Genomic DNA, 15,521 nt, shown 5'->3' with positions numbered 1-15,521 from the left:
GGAAAAGTTCGACACATTGACAGCACACCGAGCGTGTTCCAGACCGCTCGAAGGGCTCAAAGTTCGAAACTTTGCCGGTGATTTTGTCGCATCAGCGGCCACCCTCACCCAGCGCCGAGTTCGAAACTTTGTTCTTCGGCGCCTGCGGCCATTCTGACTGCAGGCAGCCGGGTCCGGGATGTGTCGCCGGCACCTGCGCGGGGTGCAGTGCTGTCATCGGCTGGCAGGCCGTGAGCGTTGCCCAGGGTCCGCCTTGCCACCGCACTGAATAATGGCCCCCATGCCACGTTTTTGCTCGCTGTTCCTCCCGCTGCTGCTCGGTGTCCTGCTGGCGGGCTGCGGCGGCCTGCCCAAGGCCTCCGACAAGTCCCGCAAGGTCTACCAGGGCGAGAGCTTCGCCGCTGAAGAGACCTTTTCGCGCCTGTTCGACGCGGGCGTGGACGACACCTGCGAGGCGGCGCGGCGCGCGCTGATGAGCCAGGGCTACGTGATCGGCAAGGCCGGCAGCGGCATGGTGCAGGGCGCCAAGCGCTTCCAGCCCGAGGGCGAGGTTCACGTGGAGATCGGCTTCAACGTCGTCTGCGTGGGCGACGGCCCCAAGAACCAGGTCGCCACCGCTTACGTCAGCGCGCAGCAGGACCGCTACGTGCTGAAGAAGAACTCGCAGGCTGCCAGCCTGGGCGTCAGCGCGCTGGGCTCCATCTCGGTACCGCTGTCGTCCACGGAGGACTCGCTGGTCAAGGTCGCATCCGAGACCATCCCAGCCGGCGAGTTCTACGACCGGTTCTTCGTGCTGATGCAACGCATGCTGCGCGAGAACACGTCGGAGCGGTGACGCCACGACGGCGCGCGGGGCACCACCACCACGTGTACGTGGTGCTGCTGTCGGCGCAGGTCTGGAATGAGCCCGCCTTCCGCAAGGCCAACCCCGATCACGACATCACCCGGCCCTGCGTCTACGTCGGCATGACCGGGCTCGACCCCGACCTGCGCTTTGACCGCCACATGGCGGGCGTGCAGGCCAACCGCTTCGTGCTGAAGTACGGCGAGCGCTTGCTGCCGGCGCTGTACGAGGTCTACAACCCCATGCCCTACGACGCGGCGCGCGACATGGAGGTGGAGCTGGCCATCGCGCTGCGGGAGCAAGGCTACGGAGTGTGGCAGGCTTGAGGAGCTCCTGAGACTGCACGAGCGCTTCAACCGCGCGTCGTGTTGCTGTGCTTGACTTCGCTGCTGGCGCCGCCCGCGGGCTTGTCGTCGACAGGCGGCGTCAGGCCATGGCGCCAGATGTCGTTGGCGATGCCCAGACCCAACGGCACCCCACCAGTTGGGAATGGGCCCGCCGCGCCCCGCGGCGCCGTCCAGACTTCGCTGTAGACGATTTCATGCGCGGGCTTGTTCTGTTCCGTCCCGGGCTGCTTGATGTCCGCCGCCGCTGCCGCATCGAAGCGCCAGTGCACCCCCAGGTAAATGCGGCTGAAGGCGTTCTCGAAAATGGCCGACCACAACGACGGGAAGCTGCGCTCGATCCGCGTGCGCACGGTGCCAGGCTGTTCGTCCAAGGGCAGTGCGGGATCGTGAGGCGCATACAGGTCCCGGCTGACGCCGTTGAGCTCTTCCGACACGAAGGTGAACTCGATGTCGTCTACCTTGTTGGGATCAAAGCCAGCCTGGGTGGGGTCGAACCCCGCCACGCCTTGCTTGTAGAACAACCGAACCATCTGGAAGCAGGCCGCGCCAAACGTGGCGTGCCCCGACGGATAGGCCGGGAACGGCGGCTTGAAAGAGATGCGGTTGGTGTTGGTGTCCGGCGCACCCAGCGACACCCAGAACGGGTCGCCGACGCGGATGGGATTTCCGGCGGTATCGTGCTCCCGCACGCCGGTCAACGGCCGCCAGAAGTCCCAGCGGTACTTCTCCTTCCAGGAGAATTTGCCCGCGTCGGCCATTGCGACATTGCACAGCGCGAAGAGGCGGACGAACGCCGCCGTGTTGGCCGCCCTGGCAGCAGGCGTTGCCGCCGGGTCGCGGCGTGCCCACGCGATCTCGCGCACGATCTGGTTGTACAGCCGCGGCGGCGTACCGATCAGGTTGGCGCCGTCGTAGGCCCAGTAGACGCCCGCGACGGTCTGGTCGGGGGTTCGGGTGGTGCCCGGCTGTCCCCTGGCCCCACCCAGCGCCTTCACCTCCTCCACCGCGGCGACGTACTCCGCCGCCGCCGCCGGGGCGGTGACACCACCCGCCTTGCGCTCCTTGTCGTAGGGCGGCGGCTGCAACTGGTGGCCTGCGGCATCGTGCACCGCAAACGTCCGCGCTGTCTCGCCGTAATACGGCCCGTGGTAGACGCGCCGCGACCGCGTGCCGCGCGAAGGATCATTGGGGTCCAGCAGTACCTGGCGCAACGGATTGATCGGCTCGTCGGAGAAGTACGAGCGCTCATGCCTGGGCTCGTACCGCCCTTGGTCGGCCCCGGGCTCGCCGGGCTGAACGGCCAGCCGCTTCATGACCGCCACCGCGACCGCACTGCCGTAGCAATGCGCCGGAGACAACACGTCGACTCGTGGCAAGTAGGCGCTGACCATGCCGTTCAGACTGCTGGTCAGCGTGTCGCGCGCGACGAGGGAGATGCCAGCGCCTGCCGCGTTCGCGTACAGCGCGTCGAGCACATGCAGGGCGGCGCCGGTCAAGGCGGCGTCGGCGTCAGCAGCATCCGCGCCGGCTGGAGGTGCCGGCCGCTCGCCCACGGGCAGGTAAGGCGATGGCGTGGTGCTGCCCAGCCAGCCCAAGTAGGCGTCGTGCATGGCCAGATGCAGCAGGCCGAGAGCGCGCGAACTCATCGTCGGCCCGCCCTGCGGTCCGCCGAGCGAGTGGGTGATGCGGTTCATCTGCAGCCCGACGTGGTTCCAGTAAAGAACCGCGTAGTCGTTGAGGCCGGGGGTTTCTTGGAGAGGTGGCAGGTTCAACATGGTCACTCCGGTTGGCGAAGAGGCGCTCGCGATGAGCGACGGCAGTGTCAAAGGCCGTGCGCTGGCAGGCATCGCCAGTTCTGTTGAGTGCGGCGAAAGCGCTGGCAGCCTCTTTGGACCGTCCGCTGTTGTGGCAGGCTTGAGCCCATGAACCGTCTTCATTCCGAACTGCATCGCCTGTACCCGCCGCCGGCGCCGGATGGCGTGCGCGGCCTGCTGCTGGAACTGGCACGGCCGGCCGACTGGACCGCGCTGGGTGCCGTCTGGCGCGGTGTGCAGGCCGAGCTGCAGCTGCCGGCACCTGGCATTGCCGTGTCGGGCACCGACGGCCTGCAGCTGTGGTTCTCGCTGCAGCAGCCGGTGACGCCGGCCCGCGCGACCGACTTCCTCGCCCGGCTGCAGGCGCGCTACCTGCCCGGCATCGCCGCCTCGCGACTGCGGTTGCTTGCCGGGGCCGCGCTGCCCGCCCTGCCTGCCCAGGACACCGCGACGGGCAATTGGTCCGCCTTCGTCGCGCCTGACCTCGCGCCGGTGTTCGCCGACACGCCCTGGTTGGACATCCAGCCCGGCGCCGACGGCCAGGCCGACCTGCTGGCGCGGCTGGCCTGCATCAAGCCCAGCGCCTTCGACGCGGCGATGCAGGCCCTGCAGCCCGCTCCCACGCCGGTGGCCGCGGCGCCCGGCGAGACTGCCGACCTGGACCCGCGCGGCTTCCTGCAGCGCGTGCTGAACGACGAATCCGCGCCGCTTGCGCTGCGCATCGAGGCGGCCAAGGCGCTGCTGAGCCCACCATGAACTTCCGCGACCCCTCCCCACGCCTGCGCCGCTGGCTGACCTTCGCCTTCGCGATGTTCGCGTTGAGCCTCTTCGGCGCACTGGCCGGCGAAATGCGCGAGGACAACACCCAGCACTGGGATCAGGCCGCCCTGCAGCTGGCCCAGCAATGGCGAGCCACACATCCCCTCGTCGAAGCCATCATGCGCGAGCTCAGCGCCCTGGGCAGCACGCCGGTGATGACGCTGTTCACCGTGCTGGCCGCCGTCTACCTGTGCACCGTGGGCCGGCTGGCGCGCGCGGTCGCGGTCAGCGTGGCGATGATCACCGGCGCGCTGGCCGTCACCGCGCTGAAGGCGGGCTTTGGTCGCGCCCGGCCCGACCCCGCTTTCGCGGCGCTGGTGCAGGAAGGGCTGAGCTTCCCGAGCGGCCACGCCAGCATGTCGGCGGTGTTCTACCTGACCGTGGGCGTGCTGGTGGCTCAGCGCCACGACGGGCTGCGCCTGCGCGTCTTCGTGGTGGGCATCGCGGCCTTCATGGCCGTGCTGGTCGGCATCACGCGCGTGATGCTGGGCGTGCACTGGGCCAGCGACGTGCTGGCCGGCTGGGCCTTCGGCGCGGGCTGGGCAGCCCTGTGGTTCTGCATTGCAGCGCAGCTGCGCGACGTCCGGCGTCAGCGCACGAGCGGCTTGGGATAGCTGGCGACGCATCGGTACCGCATCGATGCCGCGTCAGCGCCGCGGCTTGCGGGGCTTCGCTGCAGCCGCCAGCTCCTGCGGGCTCAGCACCCATTGGCTGACGTCCAGCTGCTCGACGATCAGGTCGATGAAGGCCCGCACGCGCGCCGGCTGGGCGACGCGGCTGCCGTAGTAGAGGTACAGGCCGAGGTGGTCGGTGACATGGGCCGTCAGCAGCGGCACCAGGCGGCCGGCACGCACCAGCGGCGCGGCCGTCACGCCCACCAGCTGGCCGATGCACTGCCCGGCGACGACGGCATTCGCCTCCAGCTCGACGTCGTTGGTGACGACGACCGAGGCGACGTCGCGCGCGACGATCTCGCCGCCGACCGCGAACTCCCAGGCCATGACCTTGCCGGTGCTGGGATGGCGGAAGCCGCTGCAGCGGTGGCGCGCCAGCTCGTCGATGGAGCGCGGCGCACCGTGCCGGGCGATGTAGTCGGGTGATGCGCAGACGACCAGCTGCAACGGCAGCAGGTGGCGCGCGATGACGCCTTCCGCCGGCGGGCTGCCCGCGCGAAAGCCGACGTCCACACGCTCCTGCACCCAGTCGCCGATGCGGTCGTCGAGCTGCACATCGGGCTCGATGTCGGGGTGGCGCGCACAGAAGGCCTCGATCAGCGGCCACAGCACCGGCAGCATGATGGAGCGCGGCGCCGCGATGCGCAGCGGGCCGGCGATGGCGTCGCGCCCCTGGCGGGCGCCATGCAGCGCACGTTGCAACGACTGAAGTCCCGGCGCGGCTGCGGTGAGGAAGCGCTGCCCCTCCTCGGTCAGGCTGAGCCGCCGCGTCGTGCGGTGGAACAGGCGCACACCCAGGTGCGCCTCCAGCTGCGTCAGCGCCTGGCTGGCGGCTTGCGGCGTGATGCCCTGTGATACCGCCGCCTGGCGCAGGCTGCCCAGCTCGGCGGCCTGCGTGAAGACGGCGATGGCGCGCAGTTCGTTGAAGGCCACTGTCACGATCTCCTTGCCAATCAATGAAGTGATTCTGGGCTAGTTCGACATCAATCGGATGCCTACATTGCCGCCCATCGGCCGAGCTTCCACCCTTCAACACTCCTCACTGCAAGGAAACGCCATGACCACCATCACCTCGTCCCCCTGCCAGCGCGTCTGGTTCATCACCGGCGCCTCGCGCGGCATCGGCGCGCGCATCACGGCTGCCGCGCTGGGCCGCGGCGACGCCGTCGTTGCCACCGCCCGCGACGCGGCGGCAGTCACGCAACGCTTCGGCGCGCAGCCGGGCCTGCTGGCCGTCAGCCTGGACGTGACCGACGAGGCCCAGGCCGCGCAGGCAGTGGCCGCCGCGCTGGCCCGCTTCGGCAGGGTCGACGTGCTGGTCAACAACGCCGGCTACGGCCTGCTGGGTGCCGTGGAGGAGGCCAGCGCCGACGAGGTGCGACGGCTGTACGAGACCAACGTGTTCGGCCTGCTGAACGTGACGCGGGCCGTGCTGCCAACCATGCGCGAGCGCCGCAGCGGCCACGTCATCAACGTCTCGTCGCTGGGCGGGGTTCAGTCCAGCGCCGGCTTCGGCGTGTACTGCTCGACCAAGTTCGCCGTCGAAGGCATCACCGAAGCGCTGCATGCCGAGCTGACACCGCTGGGCATCCACGCCACCGTCGTCGAGCCGGGCTACTTCCGCACCGAGTTCCTGGAGGGCCAGTCGCTGGTCACGTCGCCACGCGTGCTGGCCGACTATGCCGCCACGGCGGGCGCGGTGCGCGAGGCCGCCAAGCAGATCAGCCTGAACCAGCCCGGCGACCCCGAGCGCCTGGCGCTGGCGATGCTGAAGCTGGTGGACGCCCGAACGCCACCGCTGCGCCTGCCGCTGGGCACGGACACGCTGCGGGTGATTGCCGACAAGCACGCGTTCGTCGAGCGCGAGACGGCCGCCTGGCACGAGGTGGCGGCGTCGACGGATTTCCCGCGAGCGCAGGCGGCCTGAGTCAAGCCGGGTCTGGTTGTCAATGGCAGCCCGCTGGGCTCGAAGCCCCGCGGGTCCGGCTCAGATCGCGCGCTGGTTCACGCGCCGGGACAGTGCCTCGGCGCTCTCCTTGCGCTCGCTGTAGCGGTCCACCAGGTAGGGACCGACGTCGCGCGTCAACAGCGTGAACTTGAAGAGTTCTTCCATCACGTCCACCACGCGGTCGTAGAAGGCCGAGGGCTTCATGCGTCCGTCGTCGTCGAACTCGGCGAAGGCCTTGGCGACGGAAGACTGGTTGGGGATGGTCAGCATGCGCATCCAGCGGCCCAGCACGCGCAGCTGGTTGACCGCGTTGAACGACTGCGAGCCGCCGCACACCTGCATGACGGCCAGCGTCTTGCCTTGCGTCGGCCGCACGGCACCGGCGCTCAGCGGGATCCAGTCGATCTGCGCCTTCATGATGCCGGTCATGGCGCCATGCCGCTCGGGCGAGGTCCAGACCATGCCCTCGCACCACAGCGCCAATTGGCGCAGCTCCTGCACCTTCGGGTGGCTGTCAGGTGCGTCGTCGGGCAGCGGCAGGCCGCTGGGGTCGAAGATGCGCACCTCCGCGCCCATGGCCTCCAGCAGCCGGGCGGCCTCGAATGTCAGCAGCCGGCTGTAGGCGCGCTCGCGCAGCGAGCCGTAGAGCATCAGGAAGCGCGGACGGTGTGGCGACGTTGCAGGGGGCGTCAGGCGCGCCTGCGTGGGCACGTCGAAAAGATCGGCTCGCAGCGCGGGGAAACCGGGGTTGGGGAACAGGGGCTCAGACATGGCGGGCCTTGGCGGGCGAAGACAGCAGTTGATGGACCGCCACAGCCAGCGCGGCACCGGCCAGCTCGGCGGCCACGAAGCCGGGCGCGCTCGCCGGCGCGATGCCGGCAAAGCTGTCGCTGAACATGCGGCCGAACACGGCGGCCGGGTTGGCGAAGGCGGTGGACGCCGTGAACCAGTACGCCGCCCCGATGTAGGCCGCCACCAGAGCCGCCACGCGCGTGGCGGGCGCCCGCAGAATGACCAGCAGCAGGCCGAACGTGGCCACGGCCTCTGCAATCCACTGGCCGGTGCCGCTGCGCAGCTTGACGGACCACTGCAGGATGTTCATGTCGAACATCGCATGCGCCAGCCACGCGCCCAGCATGGCGCCGACAAGCTGCACGGCGACGTAGGGCAACAGCAGCGCCACCGGCAGTTCGCCGCGCCAGGCCATGACGGCGCTGACGGCCGGGTTGAAGTGGGCGCCGCTCACGGGCCCGAAGATCTCGATGAGGACGTACAGGCCACCCACCGTCGCCAGCGTGTTGGCCAGCAGCGCTACCGCCACGTTGCCGCCCGACAGCCGCTCGGCCATGACGCCGGAGCCAATGACGACGGCCAGCAGCAGTGCCGTGCCCAGGCCTTCAGCCAGCAGTTTGCGGGACAGGCTCACGTTCAGGCCGTGCCGATCTCGGCCAGCGCCTGCTGCAGCTCCCCCTTGCTCAGCGTTTGCAACGGCAGTTGCAGCAGCTGCAGCATGCGATAGCCGATGGCCTGGCGCGTCAGCTCGAAGGCGCGTCGCTTGCCTTCGTCGCCGCCGTCGGCGTTGGACGGGTCGGGGTAGCCCCAGTGCACCTTGACCGGCTGGCCCTGACCACCGAAGAACACCGGGCATTGCTCGGCCGCGGCGCTGTCGCAGACCGTGATGACGATGGACAGCGGCGGCGCATCGGGCGTCGTGAACTCGTCCCAGCTCTTGCTGCGACAGCCCGTGGTGTCGACACCCGCATGCCTCAACGCCTCCAGCGCGAACGGGTTGATGCGCCCGCTGGGCGCGCTGCCGGCACTGTGCGCCTGCACATCCTTGCCGAGCTTGCGGGCCCAGTGGTTGAGCATGCCTTCGCTGAGGACGCTGCGCGCGGAGTTGTGGGTGCAGAGGATGAGGACGTGGGTGGTCATGGGAGTCAGCAGCAGGAGCCCATCGTGGCCGGCACGGCGCAGTCGGCGCCCTGGCAGCAGTTCTCGGTCAGGTAGCCCAGCAGCGCATTCATGCGCGGGTAGGCGGCGCGGTAGATGAGGTGGCGGCTGGCGCGCTCCTGCGTGACCAGGCCGGCGTTCACCAGCGCCTTCAGGTGGAAGGAGAGCGTGTTGGCCGGCATGTCCAGCCCCTCGGCCATGGTGCCGGGCGTGAGGCCCGCGTCACCGGTGACCACCAGCGCGCGGAACACCTTCAGCCGCACCGGCTGGGCCAGCGCCGCGAGGGCCTTGACGACGTCTTTTTCATCCATGCTTCCAGAATACTCGAAGTGTTTGGTGATCTGCAAGCCCGTGTCGGACAGTGGGCCTCGACGCAGCGCGGCACGGTCTGACATCACGCCATCATCCTTTCGTGTTCCACTCGGCGGCGAAGTCCAGTCCGCGACCGTCCTTTTCGGAGATCTCGATGACCCCTTATGCCTCGCTTCCCGCCGCAACGCGACATGTCGTGCTTCGCGACCAGTTGCCCGCCACCGTGGGCCTGCTCAAGCAGCGCCGGGCGGCCGAGATTGCCGAGGGCGACATCGACGACTACGTGGCCTTGCACTGGCTCGAATGGCAGGGCGGCACGCTGCGCCTGACCACGACGGGCGAGAACGTCTGCAAGCACCAGACCGCCCTGCAAAACCGTGCCGGGGAGCGGGCCAGGCGCTGAGCGCCGGCCGGAGCAGGCGCCGGCGCGCCTGTGTTCCACTTCTGCCGTGAATCCCGAAGTCCCTCAGAACAAGCCCGCCCGGCCGCCCGCGCCGGCCTTTCCCCTCCCGCAACCCGGCCACGCCGCGCGCCTGCCCGCAGGCCTGGCGCCCGAGGACTGGGCCCGCATCCGCCAGGCCGCGCACGCGCTGCCGCAGGTGCTGGTGCCGGACGACCTCGACGACGGCAGCGACAAGAGCGCCGATGCCGCGCTGGACCGGCTGGGCTGCATCCAGATCTCCAAGGCCGCCGGCGGCGGTCGGCCCAGCCGCTGGATCCTGCCGGCGCACATCCCTGTCGCACTGGCGCAGCTGAACGCCACGCCACTGACCAACACGCTGCGCCCGCAGATGCAGCAGCGGCTGCAGCAGCTGGAAAGCCTGGGTCTGCGCCGCGAAGGACTGGTGTTCACGCGGCTCTGCATTCACCCGATCACGCTGGCCCATGAGGCCTGGCGCATCGACCTGTCACACCGCGTGCCGGTGCAGGAGGCGCCGGTGTGGGCCTTCTTCCGCGACGGCGACACGGCCGCGCTGCGCCACGGCCTGGGTCAGGCGCCGGAATACTCCTATACAGCCGAGCTGACGCTGCACTTGAACCACCTGGTGGCGCGCAGCGAGGCCATGGGCGACGCGGCCCAGCTCGCGTCGCTGCTGCCGCGGCTGCAGGCCGAGTGCGGCGTGCCCATGCCCTATGCCGACCTGAAGGCCGCATTGACGCGCGCGCAGGACCGCTGGGAGCAGACTGTGGAGGAGCAGAGCACGCTGGCCAGCCTGGGCCGCGAGCTGGCTTTCCAAGGCTACCCCGACAGCTTCGACGCCGCACGCAAGCTGGGCCGCAAGGTCACGCTGTACCTCGGCCCGCCCAACAGCGGCAAGACGTATGCCGCCTTCGAGCGGTTGGCGCAGGCGCTGGACGGCGCCTACCTGGCGCCGCTGCGGCTGCTGGCGCTGGAAGGTCGCGACCGCCTGGTGGGGCGCGGCGTGCCGTGCTCGCTGCTGACCGGCGAGGAGAGCGTGCCCGCCGACAACGCCCGCGTCGTCAGCAGCACCATCGAGATGGTCAACACGCGCGACATCGTCGACGTGGCCGTCATCGACGAAGCGCAGATGATCTTCGACGACTCGCGCGGCTGGGCCTGGACGCAGGCCATCGTCGGCGTGCCGGCGCGCGAGGTCATCATCATCGCGTCCGCCTATGCAGCGCCCGCCATCGAGCGGCTGCTGCAGCTGTGCGGCGAGAAGCCCGAGAAGCGCGTGTTCGAGCGCAAGCAGCAAGTGCAGCTGATGCCTGCGCCCGTGCCCATGACGCACCTGCAGTCGGGCGACGCGGTCGTGGCCTTCAGCCGCCGCGACGTGCTGATGCTGCGCGACCAGATCTCCCAAAACGGCCACAACGTCAGCGTCATCTACGGCGCGCTGCCGCCCGAGGTGCGCCGCCGCGAGGCCGAGCGCTTCGCGGTCGGCGCGAGCCAGGTGCTCGTGGCCACCGACGCCATCGGCATGGGCCTGAACCTGCCCATTCGCCGCGTGCTGTTCTCCACGCTGACCAAGTTCGACGGCGTCGGCGACCGCGAGCTGTCCGTCAGCGAGGTGCATCAGATCGCCGGCCGCGCGGGCCGCTACGGCATGCACGACGAGGGCTTCACCAGCGTGCTGAAGGAGGCAGAGGCGGACGCGATGAAGATCCTGCGCACGCAGCTGCCCAAGGAGCCGCGCGCGCCGCGCGACTTCAAATGCCCGGTCGCGCCCAACTGGCGCCACGTGCAGACCATCTCGCAGCGCATGGGCGTCAACAAGCTGTACGCCGTGCTCAGCATCTTCATGCAGCAGCTGCGCCTGGACGACGCGCACTTCGCCGTCGCCGAGCTGGAGCAGATGCTGGAGCTGGCCGAGATGCTGGACCGCAACGCCGCCGCACTGCCGCTGAACGAGCGCTTCAAGTACGCGCAGGCGCCGGTCGACTCACGCCTGCCGATGCTGGTGGAGCAGTTCGCCAGCTGGGCCACCAACCACGCCCGCACTGGCCAGGCCGGCGACCCCTACTTCCTCGACGAGTTCGACCAGCACGGCCGCCTGGACCGCATGGAGCAGGCGCTGCGCATCTGCACGCTGTGGTTGTGGCTGGACCTGCGCTTCCCCGGCGTGTACGGTCACGTTGAGGCGGTCGTCGACCTGCGCGGGCGACTCAACGATGGCATTGAGCGACAGCTGAAGGGGAAGCGGCCGTTGTGGCAGCGGCGAGGACGATGAACATGAAGCAACACCCGAAGGCACTCCTGGCCCTGGCGCCGCTGGTACTGGCGTTGAGCGGCTGCGCCAACGTCGCACTGCGAGACCCCGGCCTGACCGCCGAGGCCGATCGCAGTGAGCAGCGCGCCATTGCGGCGCAGAAGACCGGTGCGCCCGAGGTGGCCCGCATCCAGGAGGACCGCGCCGACCGGTTGCGAGCGCGTGCGGCGAACTACAGCGTGGGCGACTGGGTCGCCGATGTCCTGGTGAACCTCTTCCTGGACGGCAGCGCTCCGGCACCCAGAAGGCGCTGAGCAGGCTCTCGACGGCACTGCCTCTGAAAGCCCATGGTCTCACATGCCTACCGCCAACCCGACGAACTGCCTCGAGGTCTGCGGTTCCTGGCCGGCGGCGGCGAGGCCACACGCCTCATCCTGGCGCGCGACTGGACCCAGCACCCGCTCGGCCCGCCCGAGGGGTGGCCCACCGAGCTGAAGACGTCGCTCAGCCTGCTGCTGAATTCGCCCGAGTCCATGATCCTGTCGTGGGGCCGGGAGGAACTGTTCTTCTTCTTCAACGAGACCTACTTCCCGCTGCTCGGCCCGCGGCTGTCGTGGGCCATGGGGTCGCCGTTCATCGAGGTGTGGGCGGATGGCTGGGCGCAGGCCAAGCCCATCATCGAGGACGCCTTCGACGGCCGCAGCCAGCGCTTCAACGACCTGCCCTGGAAGCTCGCCACCGACCGCGGCGAGCAGGAAACCTGGTGGACGTTCTCGTACTCGCGCGTGCTGGATGCCGAAGGCGACGTGTGCGCGCTGTTCATCTTCACGAACGAGACCACGGCCAAGGTGCGGGCCGACACCGCGCTGCGCGACCTCAACGCGTCGCTGGAGCAGCAGGTGGCCGAGCGCACGGCCGACCGCAACCTGGCCTGGCAGATCTCACAGGAGCTGCTGGTGGTGGTGGCGCCCGGTGGCTCTTTCGAGGCCGTCAACCCGCTGTGGACCGAGCTGCTGGGCTGGACGGAAAGCGAACTTGTCGGCCATCAGTTCGCCGAGTTCGTGCACCCGGACGACCTCGCCCGAACGCGGGAGGTGTTCGCCGGCATTTTCGAGCGCCCTCTGAAGCAGGCGTACGAGTACCGTTTCCTGCACAAGAACGGCCATCACGAGTGGTTTGCCTGGACGGCGGCCATGGAGGGCGACAAGGTGTACGCGTCGGGCCGCAGAACCACGCACGAGCGCCTGCAAGCCGAGCAGCTGGTGCAGGCCCAGAAGATGGAAGCCGTGGGGCAGCTCACCGGCGGCCTGGCGCACGCCTTCAACAACCTGCTGGCCGGCATTTCCGGCAGCCTGGAGCTGGCGGAACAGCGCATCCGCCAGGGCCGCGTGCACGAAGTGGACCGTTACCTGATGGCCGCGCAGGGCGCTACCAAGCGGGCGGCCGCGCTGACGCACCGGCTGCTGGCCTTCTCGCGGCGGCAGACGCTGGCGCCCCGGGTCATCGACGTCAACGAGCTGGCCGGCGGGATGGTGGAGCTGATCCAGCGCACCGTTGGTCCCGCCATTGCGGTGGAGTCGGTGGGCGTGGCGGGCCTGTGGTCCACGCGCGTGGACCCGCCGCAGCTGGAGAACGCGCTGCTGAACCTGTGCATCAATGCGCGCGACGCCATGCCCGATGGCGGCAAGATCACCATCGAGACGGCCAACCGCTGGATCGACCGCGACGGCGCCCGGCAGCACGACATGCCCGAGGGCCAATACGTCTCGCTGTGCGTGTCCGACACCGGCACCGGCATGACGCCGGACGTCATCGCCAAGGCCTTCGACCCGTTCTTCACCACGAAGCCGCTCGGCCTGGGCACGGGCCTGGGGCTGTCGATGATCTACGGTTTCGCCAAGCAGTCCGGCGGGCAGGTGCGCATCTATTCCGAAGTGGGCGAGGGCACCAATGTGTGCATCTACCTGCCGCGCCACTTGGGCGAGGCCGAGCGCGACGACACCCCCCCGGACTTGGGCCCGCGCCCCACCGGCCAGGCGGGCGAAACCATCCTCATCGTCGACGACGAACCGATGCTGCGCATGCTGGTGACCGACGTGCTGGACGAGCTGGGCTACACCGCGCTGGAGGCGGGTGACGGCGCGGGCGGGCTGCAGGTGCTGCAGTCCGGCGCGCGGGTGGACCTGCTCATCACCGACGTGGGCCTGCCCGGCGGCATGAACGGCCGCCAGATGGCCGACGCCGCCCGGGTGACGCGGCCGGGGCTGAAGGTGCTGTTCATCACCGGCTACGCCGAGAACGCGTTGCTCAACAACGGGCAGCTGGAGCCGGGCATGTCGGTGCTGACCAAGCCGTTCGCGCTGGACACGCTGGCGGCGCGCATCCGGGAGTTGATTGCGACGTGACGGCAGCGGCGCTCAACGCGCCGCCACCACGCCCAGACGGATCAGATCCTGTGCCGTCGCCACGATCGCCTCACGCGGCGGCCGCGGCACCCAGCCCAGCACCTCGCGCGCATGACTGGCATCCTGGTGCCGCACCGTGCCCAGCTCGCCCGCCGCGTTGCGCACCAGCGGGCTGAACTTGGCCAGCAGCCGCACGGTCCAGTCGGGCAGCGACAGCGTGGGCACCTTGCGCGCCTGCTCGCCCAGCTCGGCGCGCAGGATGGCCGCCACCTCGCGCAGCCACAGGAAGCCGCCGCAGGCGATGAAGCGCTCGTCGGCCATGCCGGGCGCAGTCAGTGCGCGCCAGTGCAGCTCGGCCACGTCGCGCACGTCGACGATGCCGAAGCCGATGTGGGGCAGCGCCGGCACGCGCCCCTGCAGCAGGCTCTGCACGATGACGACGCTGGCCGAGTAGTCGGCGCTGGCCACCGGCCCCAGCACGACGGACGGGTTGACCGTGCAGAACTCGATGCCACCCCCCTCGCGCGCCACCCAGTCACGCGCGGCACGCTCGGCGATGGTCTTGGACTGCACGTAGGCCGGGATGCCGGGCGTCTCCAGCCGCGTCCAGTCGTCCTCGGTGAAGCGGTGCTCGCCGGGGCCGTGGCCGTAGGCGATCGCCGCGACGGACGAGGTCATGACGAAGCGCTGCACGCCGGCGTCGCGCGCAGCCTGCAGCGCCCGCAGCGCGCCGTCGCGGGCGGGGGTGATGAGGTCGTTGGCGTCGCGCGGCACGCCGGCCGGCAGCGGTGACGCGAGGTGGGCGACATGGCTGCAGCCGGCCGCCGCCTCAGCCCAGCCGGCGTCGTGCAGCAGGTCGGCCGCGAAGCAGCGCAGCCGCTCGTCGCCCGCCTGCACGCCCAGCAGGCGGCGCAACGCCGGGTCGCGCTTCAGGTCGCGCACGGTGGTGTGCACCTGCCAGCCGGCGGCGAGCAACTGGCGGATCAGCACACCGGCGATGTAGCCGGTGCCGCCGGTGACGAGGATGCGCGTGCTCATACGCTGCCTTCCACGGACTCGGACGCACGCGGCGGTGACAGGTCGACGCGGCGGCCTGTCCCTTCCTCCTCGAACACCAGACGGTCGATGCGCCAGGCGCCCATGTCCTTGCTCGCCTCGACGAACACCGTGCCCTCGCCCTTGGGGCCTTCGACGCTGAACGACAGGCTGGCCGAACCGCGAGGTCCGGAGATCTGGATCTGGCCCATCGGGAAGCCGCTGGACAGAGGCCGCCCGACGATCTCGGCGATGCGGTCGTCTGCCGCCAGCTGCGCCTGCGCGAGCTTGTAGGCGTCCGAGTCCTTCAGCAGGCCGAAGATGAAGAAGAAGAACGCCGCCATCACCGCCAGCCAGCCCAGCCAGACGATGGCGCCCCACTTCGCCCAGCTGCGCTGCGTGCGCTGAAACTGTGCCAGGCTGTCCCAACGCTTGTTGCGCCAGGCCCATTCGCTGCCGCGGGCACCGAGCACGAACAGCCACACGAAGCCGAAGAACGGGATGAACACCGCCAGCGCTGCCAGAGTGTTGTTGCCGATGCCCCAGATCCAGCTCAGCAGGAATGCGCCCCAGCTCCAGCGCCGGACTTCCGGCGGTACCTGGCTGGCCGGCCCCTGGCCCGATGTGTTGTCGTTGGTGTCCATGCCCACTCCATGTCGTGGGCGGCATTGCACCAGATGCCGGGCGCCCGCGTCGGTGGT

17 protein-coding genes are annotated in these 15,521 nt (G+C 69.8%); 9 read left to right on the top strand and 8 right to left on the bottom strand.

Annotation, left to right across the window (positions count from 1 at the left end; all coding sequences use genetic code 11):
* Positions 1-280 precede the first annotated feature (280 nt).
* Positions 281-835, top strand: a complete 555-nt coding sequence (locus ACG02S_RS11865) for a DUF2242 domain-containing protein (RefSeq protein WP_394470663.1) — start codon at positions 281-283, stop codon at positions 833-835.
* The gene (locus ACG02S_RS11860; RefSeq protein ID WP_394470662.1) at positions 832-1,170 is read left to right on the top strand and encodes a hypothetical protein; all 339 of its coding nucleotides are present in this window, start codon (positions 832-834) and stop codon (positions 1,168-1,170) included. Before ACG02S_RS11865 ends, ACG02S_RS11860 begins: the two co-directional genes overlap by 4 nt.
* A 26-nt stretch (positions 1,171-1,196) precedes the next feature.
* On the opposite strand, the gene ACG02S_RS11855 is transcribed toward ACG02S_RS11860, so the two are convergent.
* Complete coding sequence (locus ACG02S_RS11855) at positions 1,197-3,128, bottom strand: vanadium-dependent haloperoxidase (RefSeq protein WP_394470661.1); 1,932 nt, start codon at positions 3,126-3,128, stop codon at positions 1,197-1,199.
* Between ACG02S_RS11855 and ACG02S_RS11850 the strand changes: the two genes are divergently transcribed.
* Both ACG02S_RS11850 and ACG02S_RS11845 read left to right on the top strand, forming a co-directional pair.
* A complete protein-coding gene (locus ACG02S_RS11850; RefSeq protein WP_394470660.1) occupies positions 3,114-3,761 on the top strand; it encodes a hypothetical protein in 648 nt (215 codons plus the stop codon). The genes ACG02S_RS11855 and ACG02S_RS11850 overlap by 15 nt on opposite strands.
* Complete coding sequence (locus ACG02S_RS11845; protein ID WP_394470659.1) at positions 3,758-4,438, top strand: phosphatase PAP2 family protein; 681 nt, start codon at positions 3,758-3,760, stop codon at positions 4,436-4,438. Before ACG02S_RS11850 ends, ACG02S_RS11845 begins: the two co-directional genes overlap by 4 nt.
* Positions 4,439-4,471: 33 nt before the next feature.
* Here the strand turns inward: ACG02S_RS11845 and ACG02S_RS11840 are convergent, their stop codons facing one another.
* Positions 4,472-5,431 carry a LysR family transcriptional regulator gene (locus ACG02S_RS11840; protein ID WP_394470717.1) on the bottom strand — a complete coding sequence of 320 codons (960 nt, stop codon included), beginning with the start codon at positions 5,429-5,431 and terminating at the stop codon, positions 4,472-4,474.
* Positions 5,432-5,555: 124 nt separating this feature from the next.
* Between ACG02S_RS11840 and ACG02S_RS11835 the strand changes: the two genes are divergently transcribed.
* Positions 5,556-6,425: an oxidoreductase gene (locus tag ACG02S_RS11835; RefSeq protein ID WP_394470658.1), complete on the top strand. Its 870-nt coding sequence runs from the start codon at positions 5,556-5,558 to the stop codon at positions 6,423-6,425.
* Positions 6,426-6,485: 60 nt separating this feature from the next.
* On the opposite strand, the gene arsH is transcribed toward ACG02S_RS11835, so the two are convergent.
* Genes arsH through ACG02S_RS11815 form a run of 4 tightly spaced genes read right to left on the bottom strand, consistent with a single transcriptional unit; the run spans position 6,486 to position 8,707 of the window.
* Positions 6,486-7,217 carry an arsenical resistance protein ArsH gene (gene arsH, locus ACG02S_RS11830; protein WP_394470657.1) on the bottom strand — a complete coding sequence of 244 codons (732 nt, stop codon included), beginning with the start codon at positions 7,215-7,217 and terminating at the stop codon, positions 6,486-6,488.
* Positions 7,210-7,872 carry an aquaporin gene (locus ACG02S_RS11825; RefSeq protein WP_394470656.1) on the bottom strand — a complete coding sequence of 221 codons (663 nt, stop codon included), beginning with the start codon at positions 7,870-7,872 and terminating at the stop codon, positions 7,210-7,212. Before ACG02S_RS11825 ends, arsH begins: the two co-directional genes overlap by 8 nt.
* 2 nt (positions 7,873-7,874) lie before the next feature.
* Positions 7,875-8,378: an arsenate reductase ArsC gene (locus ACG02S_RS11820; protein ID WP_394470655.1), complete on the bottom strand. Its 504-nt coding sequence runs from the start codon at positions 8,376-8,378 to the stop codon at positions 7,875-7,877.
* A 5-nt stretch (positions 8,379-8,383) separates the two neighbouring features.
* Entirely contained in the window at positions 8,384-8,707 is a 324-nt protein-coding gene (locus tag ACG02S_RS11815; protein WP_394470654.1) for an ArsR/SmtB family transcription factor, read from the bottom strand.
* Between the two features lie 155 nt (positions 8,708-8,862).
* On the opposite strand from ACG02S_RS11815, the gene ACG02S_RS11810 reads away from it, so the two are divergent.
* Genes ACG02S_RS11810 through ACG02S_RS11795 form a run of 4 tightly spaced genes read left to right on the top strand, consistent with a single transcriptional unit; the run spans position 8,863 to position 13,785 of the window.
* Positions 8,863-9,111: a hypothetical protein gene (locus ACG02S_RS11810; RefSeq protein ID WP_394470653.1), complete on the top strand. Its 249-nt coding sequence runs from the start codon at positions 8,863-8,865 to the stop codon at positions 9,109-9,111.
* A gap of 46 nt (positions 9,112-9,157) precedes the next feature.
* The gene (locus ACG02S_RS11805; protein ID WP_394470652.1) at positions 9,158-11,401 is read left to right on the top strand and encodes a helicase-related protein; all 2,244 of its coding nucleotides are present in this window, start codon (positions 9,158-9,160) and stop codon (positions 11,399-11,401) included.
* Positions 11,402-11,403: 2 nt separating this feature from the next.
* On the top strand, positions 11,404-11,694 hold the full coding sequence (locus tag ACG02S_RS11800) for a hypothetical protein (protein WP_394470651.1): 291 nt from the start codon (positions 11,404-11,406) through the stop codon (positions 11,692-11,694).
* Positions 11,695-11,727: 33 nt separating this feature from the next.
* The gene (locus tag ACG02S_RS11795) at positions 11,728-13,785 is read left to right on the top strand and encodes a hybrid sensor histidine kinase/response regulator (protein WP_394470650.1); all 2,058 of its coding nucleotides are present in this window, start codon (positions 11,728-11,730) and stop codon (positions 13,783-13,785) included.
* A 12-nt stretch (positions 13,786-13,797) separates the two neighbouring features.
* Here the strand turns inward: ACG02S_RS11795 and ACG02S_RS11790 are convergent, their stop codons facing one another.
* Together ACG02S_RS11790 and ACG02S_RS11785 are read right to left on the bottom strand one after the other, a co-directional pair.
* Complete coding sequence (locus tag ACG02S_RS11790) at positions 13,798-14,823, bottom strand: NAD-dependent epimerase/dehydratase family protein (protein ID WP_394470649.1); 1,026 nt, start codon at positions 14,821-14,823, stop codon at positions 13,798-13,800.
* Complete coding sequence (locus tag ACG02S_RS11785; protein ID WP_394470648.1) at positions 14,820-15,464, bottom strand: cytochrome c oxidase assembly factor Coa1 family protein; 645 nt, start codon at positions 15,462-15,464, stop codon at positions 14,820-14,822. The genes ACG02S_RS11790 and ACG02S_RS11785 overlap by 4 nt, the downstream gene beginning before the upstream one ends.
* Between the last annotated feature and the right edge of the window lie 57 nt (positions 15,465-15,521).

Origin of the sequence: Pelomonas dachongensis (assembly GCF_043555865.1) — a bacterium.
Taxonomy (GTDB): Bacteria; Pseudomonadota; Gammaproteobacteria; order Burkholderiales; family Burkholderiaceae_C; genus Pelomonas; species Pelomonas dachongensis.
Note: the sequence above shows the minus strand (reverse complement) of the source record. Positions and strands in the feature narration are given on the sequence as shown.

Bases quoted from the DNA above. Each gene is read 5' to 3' on its own strand.
- ACG02S_RS11865 (WP_394470663.1), top strand. From the start codon at position 281: ATGCCACGTTTTTGCTCGCTGTTCCTCCCGCTGCTGCTCGGTGTCCTG.
- ACG02S_RS11850 (WP_394470660.1), top strand. From the start codon at position 3,114: ATGAACCGTCTTCATTCCGAACTGCATCGCCTGTACCCGCCGCCGGCG.
- ACG02S_RS11855 (WP_394470661.1), bottom strand. From the start codon at position 3,128: ATGAAGACGGTTCATGGGCTCAAGCCTGCCACAACAGCGGACGGTCCA.
- ACG02S_RS11845 (WP_394470659.1), top strand. From the start codon at position 3,758: ATGAACTTCCGCGACCCCTCCCCACGCCTGCGCCGCTGGCTGACCTTC.
- ACG02S_RS11835 (WP_394470658.1), top strand. From the start codon at position 5,556: ATGACCACCATCACCTCGTCCCCCTGCCAGCGCGTCTGGTTCATCACC.
- arsH (WP_394470657.1), bottom strand. From the start codon at position 7,217: ATGTCTGAGCCCCTGTTCCCCAACCCCGGTTTCCCCGCGCTGCGAGCC.
- ACG02S_RS11820 (WP_394470655.1), bottom strand. From the start codon at position 8,378: ATGACCACCCACGTCCTCATCCTCTGCACCCACAACTCCGCGCGCAGC.
- ACG02S_RS11815 (WP_394470654.1), bottom strand. From the start codon at position 8,707: ATGGATGAAAAAGACGTCGTCAAGGCCCTCGCGGCGCTGGCCCAGCCG.
- ACG02S_RS11810 (WP_394470653.1), top strand. From the start codon at position 8,863: ATGACCCCTTATGCCTCGCTTCCCGCCGCAACGCGACATGTCGTGCTT.
- ACG02S_RS11800 (WP_394470651.1), top strand. From the start codon at position 11,404: ATGAAGCAACACCCGAAGGCACTCCTGGCCCTGGCGCCGCTGGTACTG.
- ACG02S_RS11795 (WP_394470650.1), top strand. From the start codon at position 11,728: ATGGTCTCACATGCCTACCGCCAACCCGACGAACTGCCTCGAGGTCTG.
- ACG02S_RS11790 (WP_394470649.1), bottom strand. From the start codon at position 14,823: ATGAGCACGCGCATCCTCGTCACCGGCGGCACCGGCTACATCGCCGGT.
- ACG02S_RS11785 (WP_394470648.1), bottom strand. From the start codon at position 15,464: ATGGACACCAACGACAACACATCGGGCCAGGGGCCGGCCAGCCAGGTA.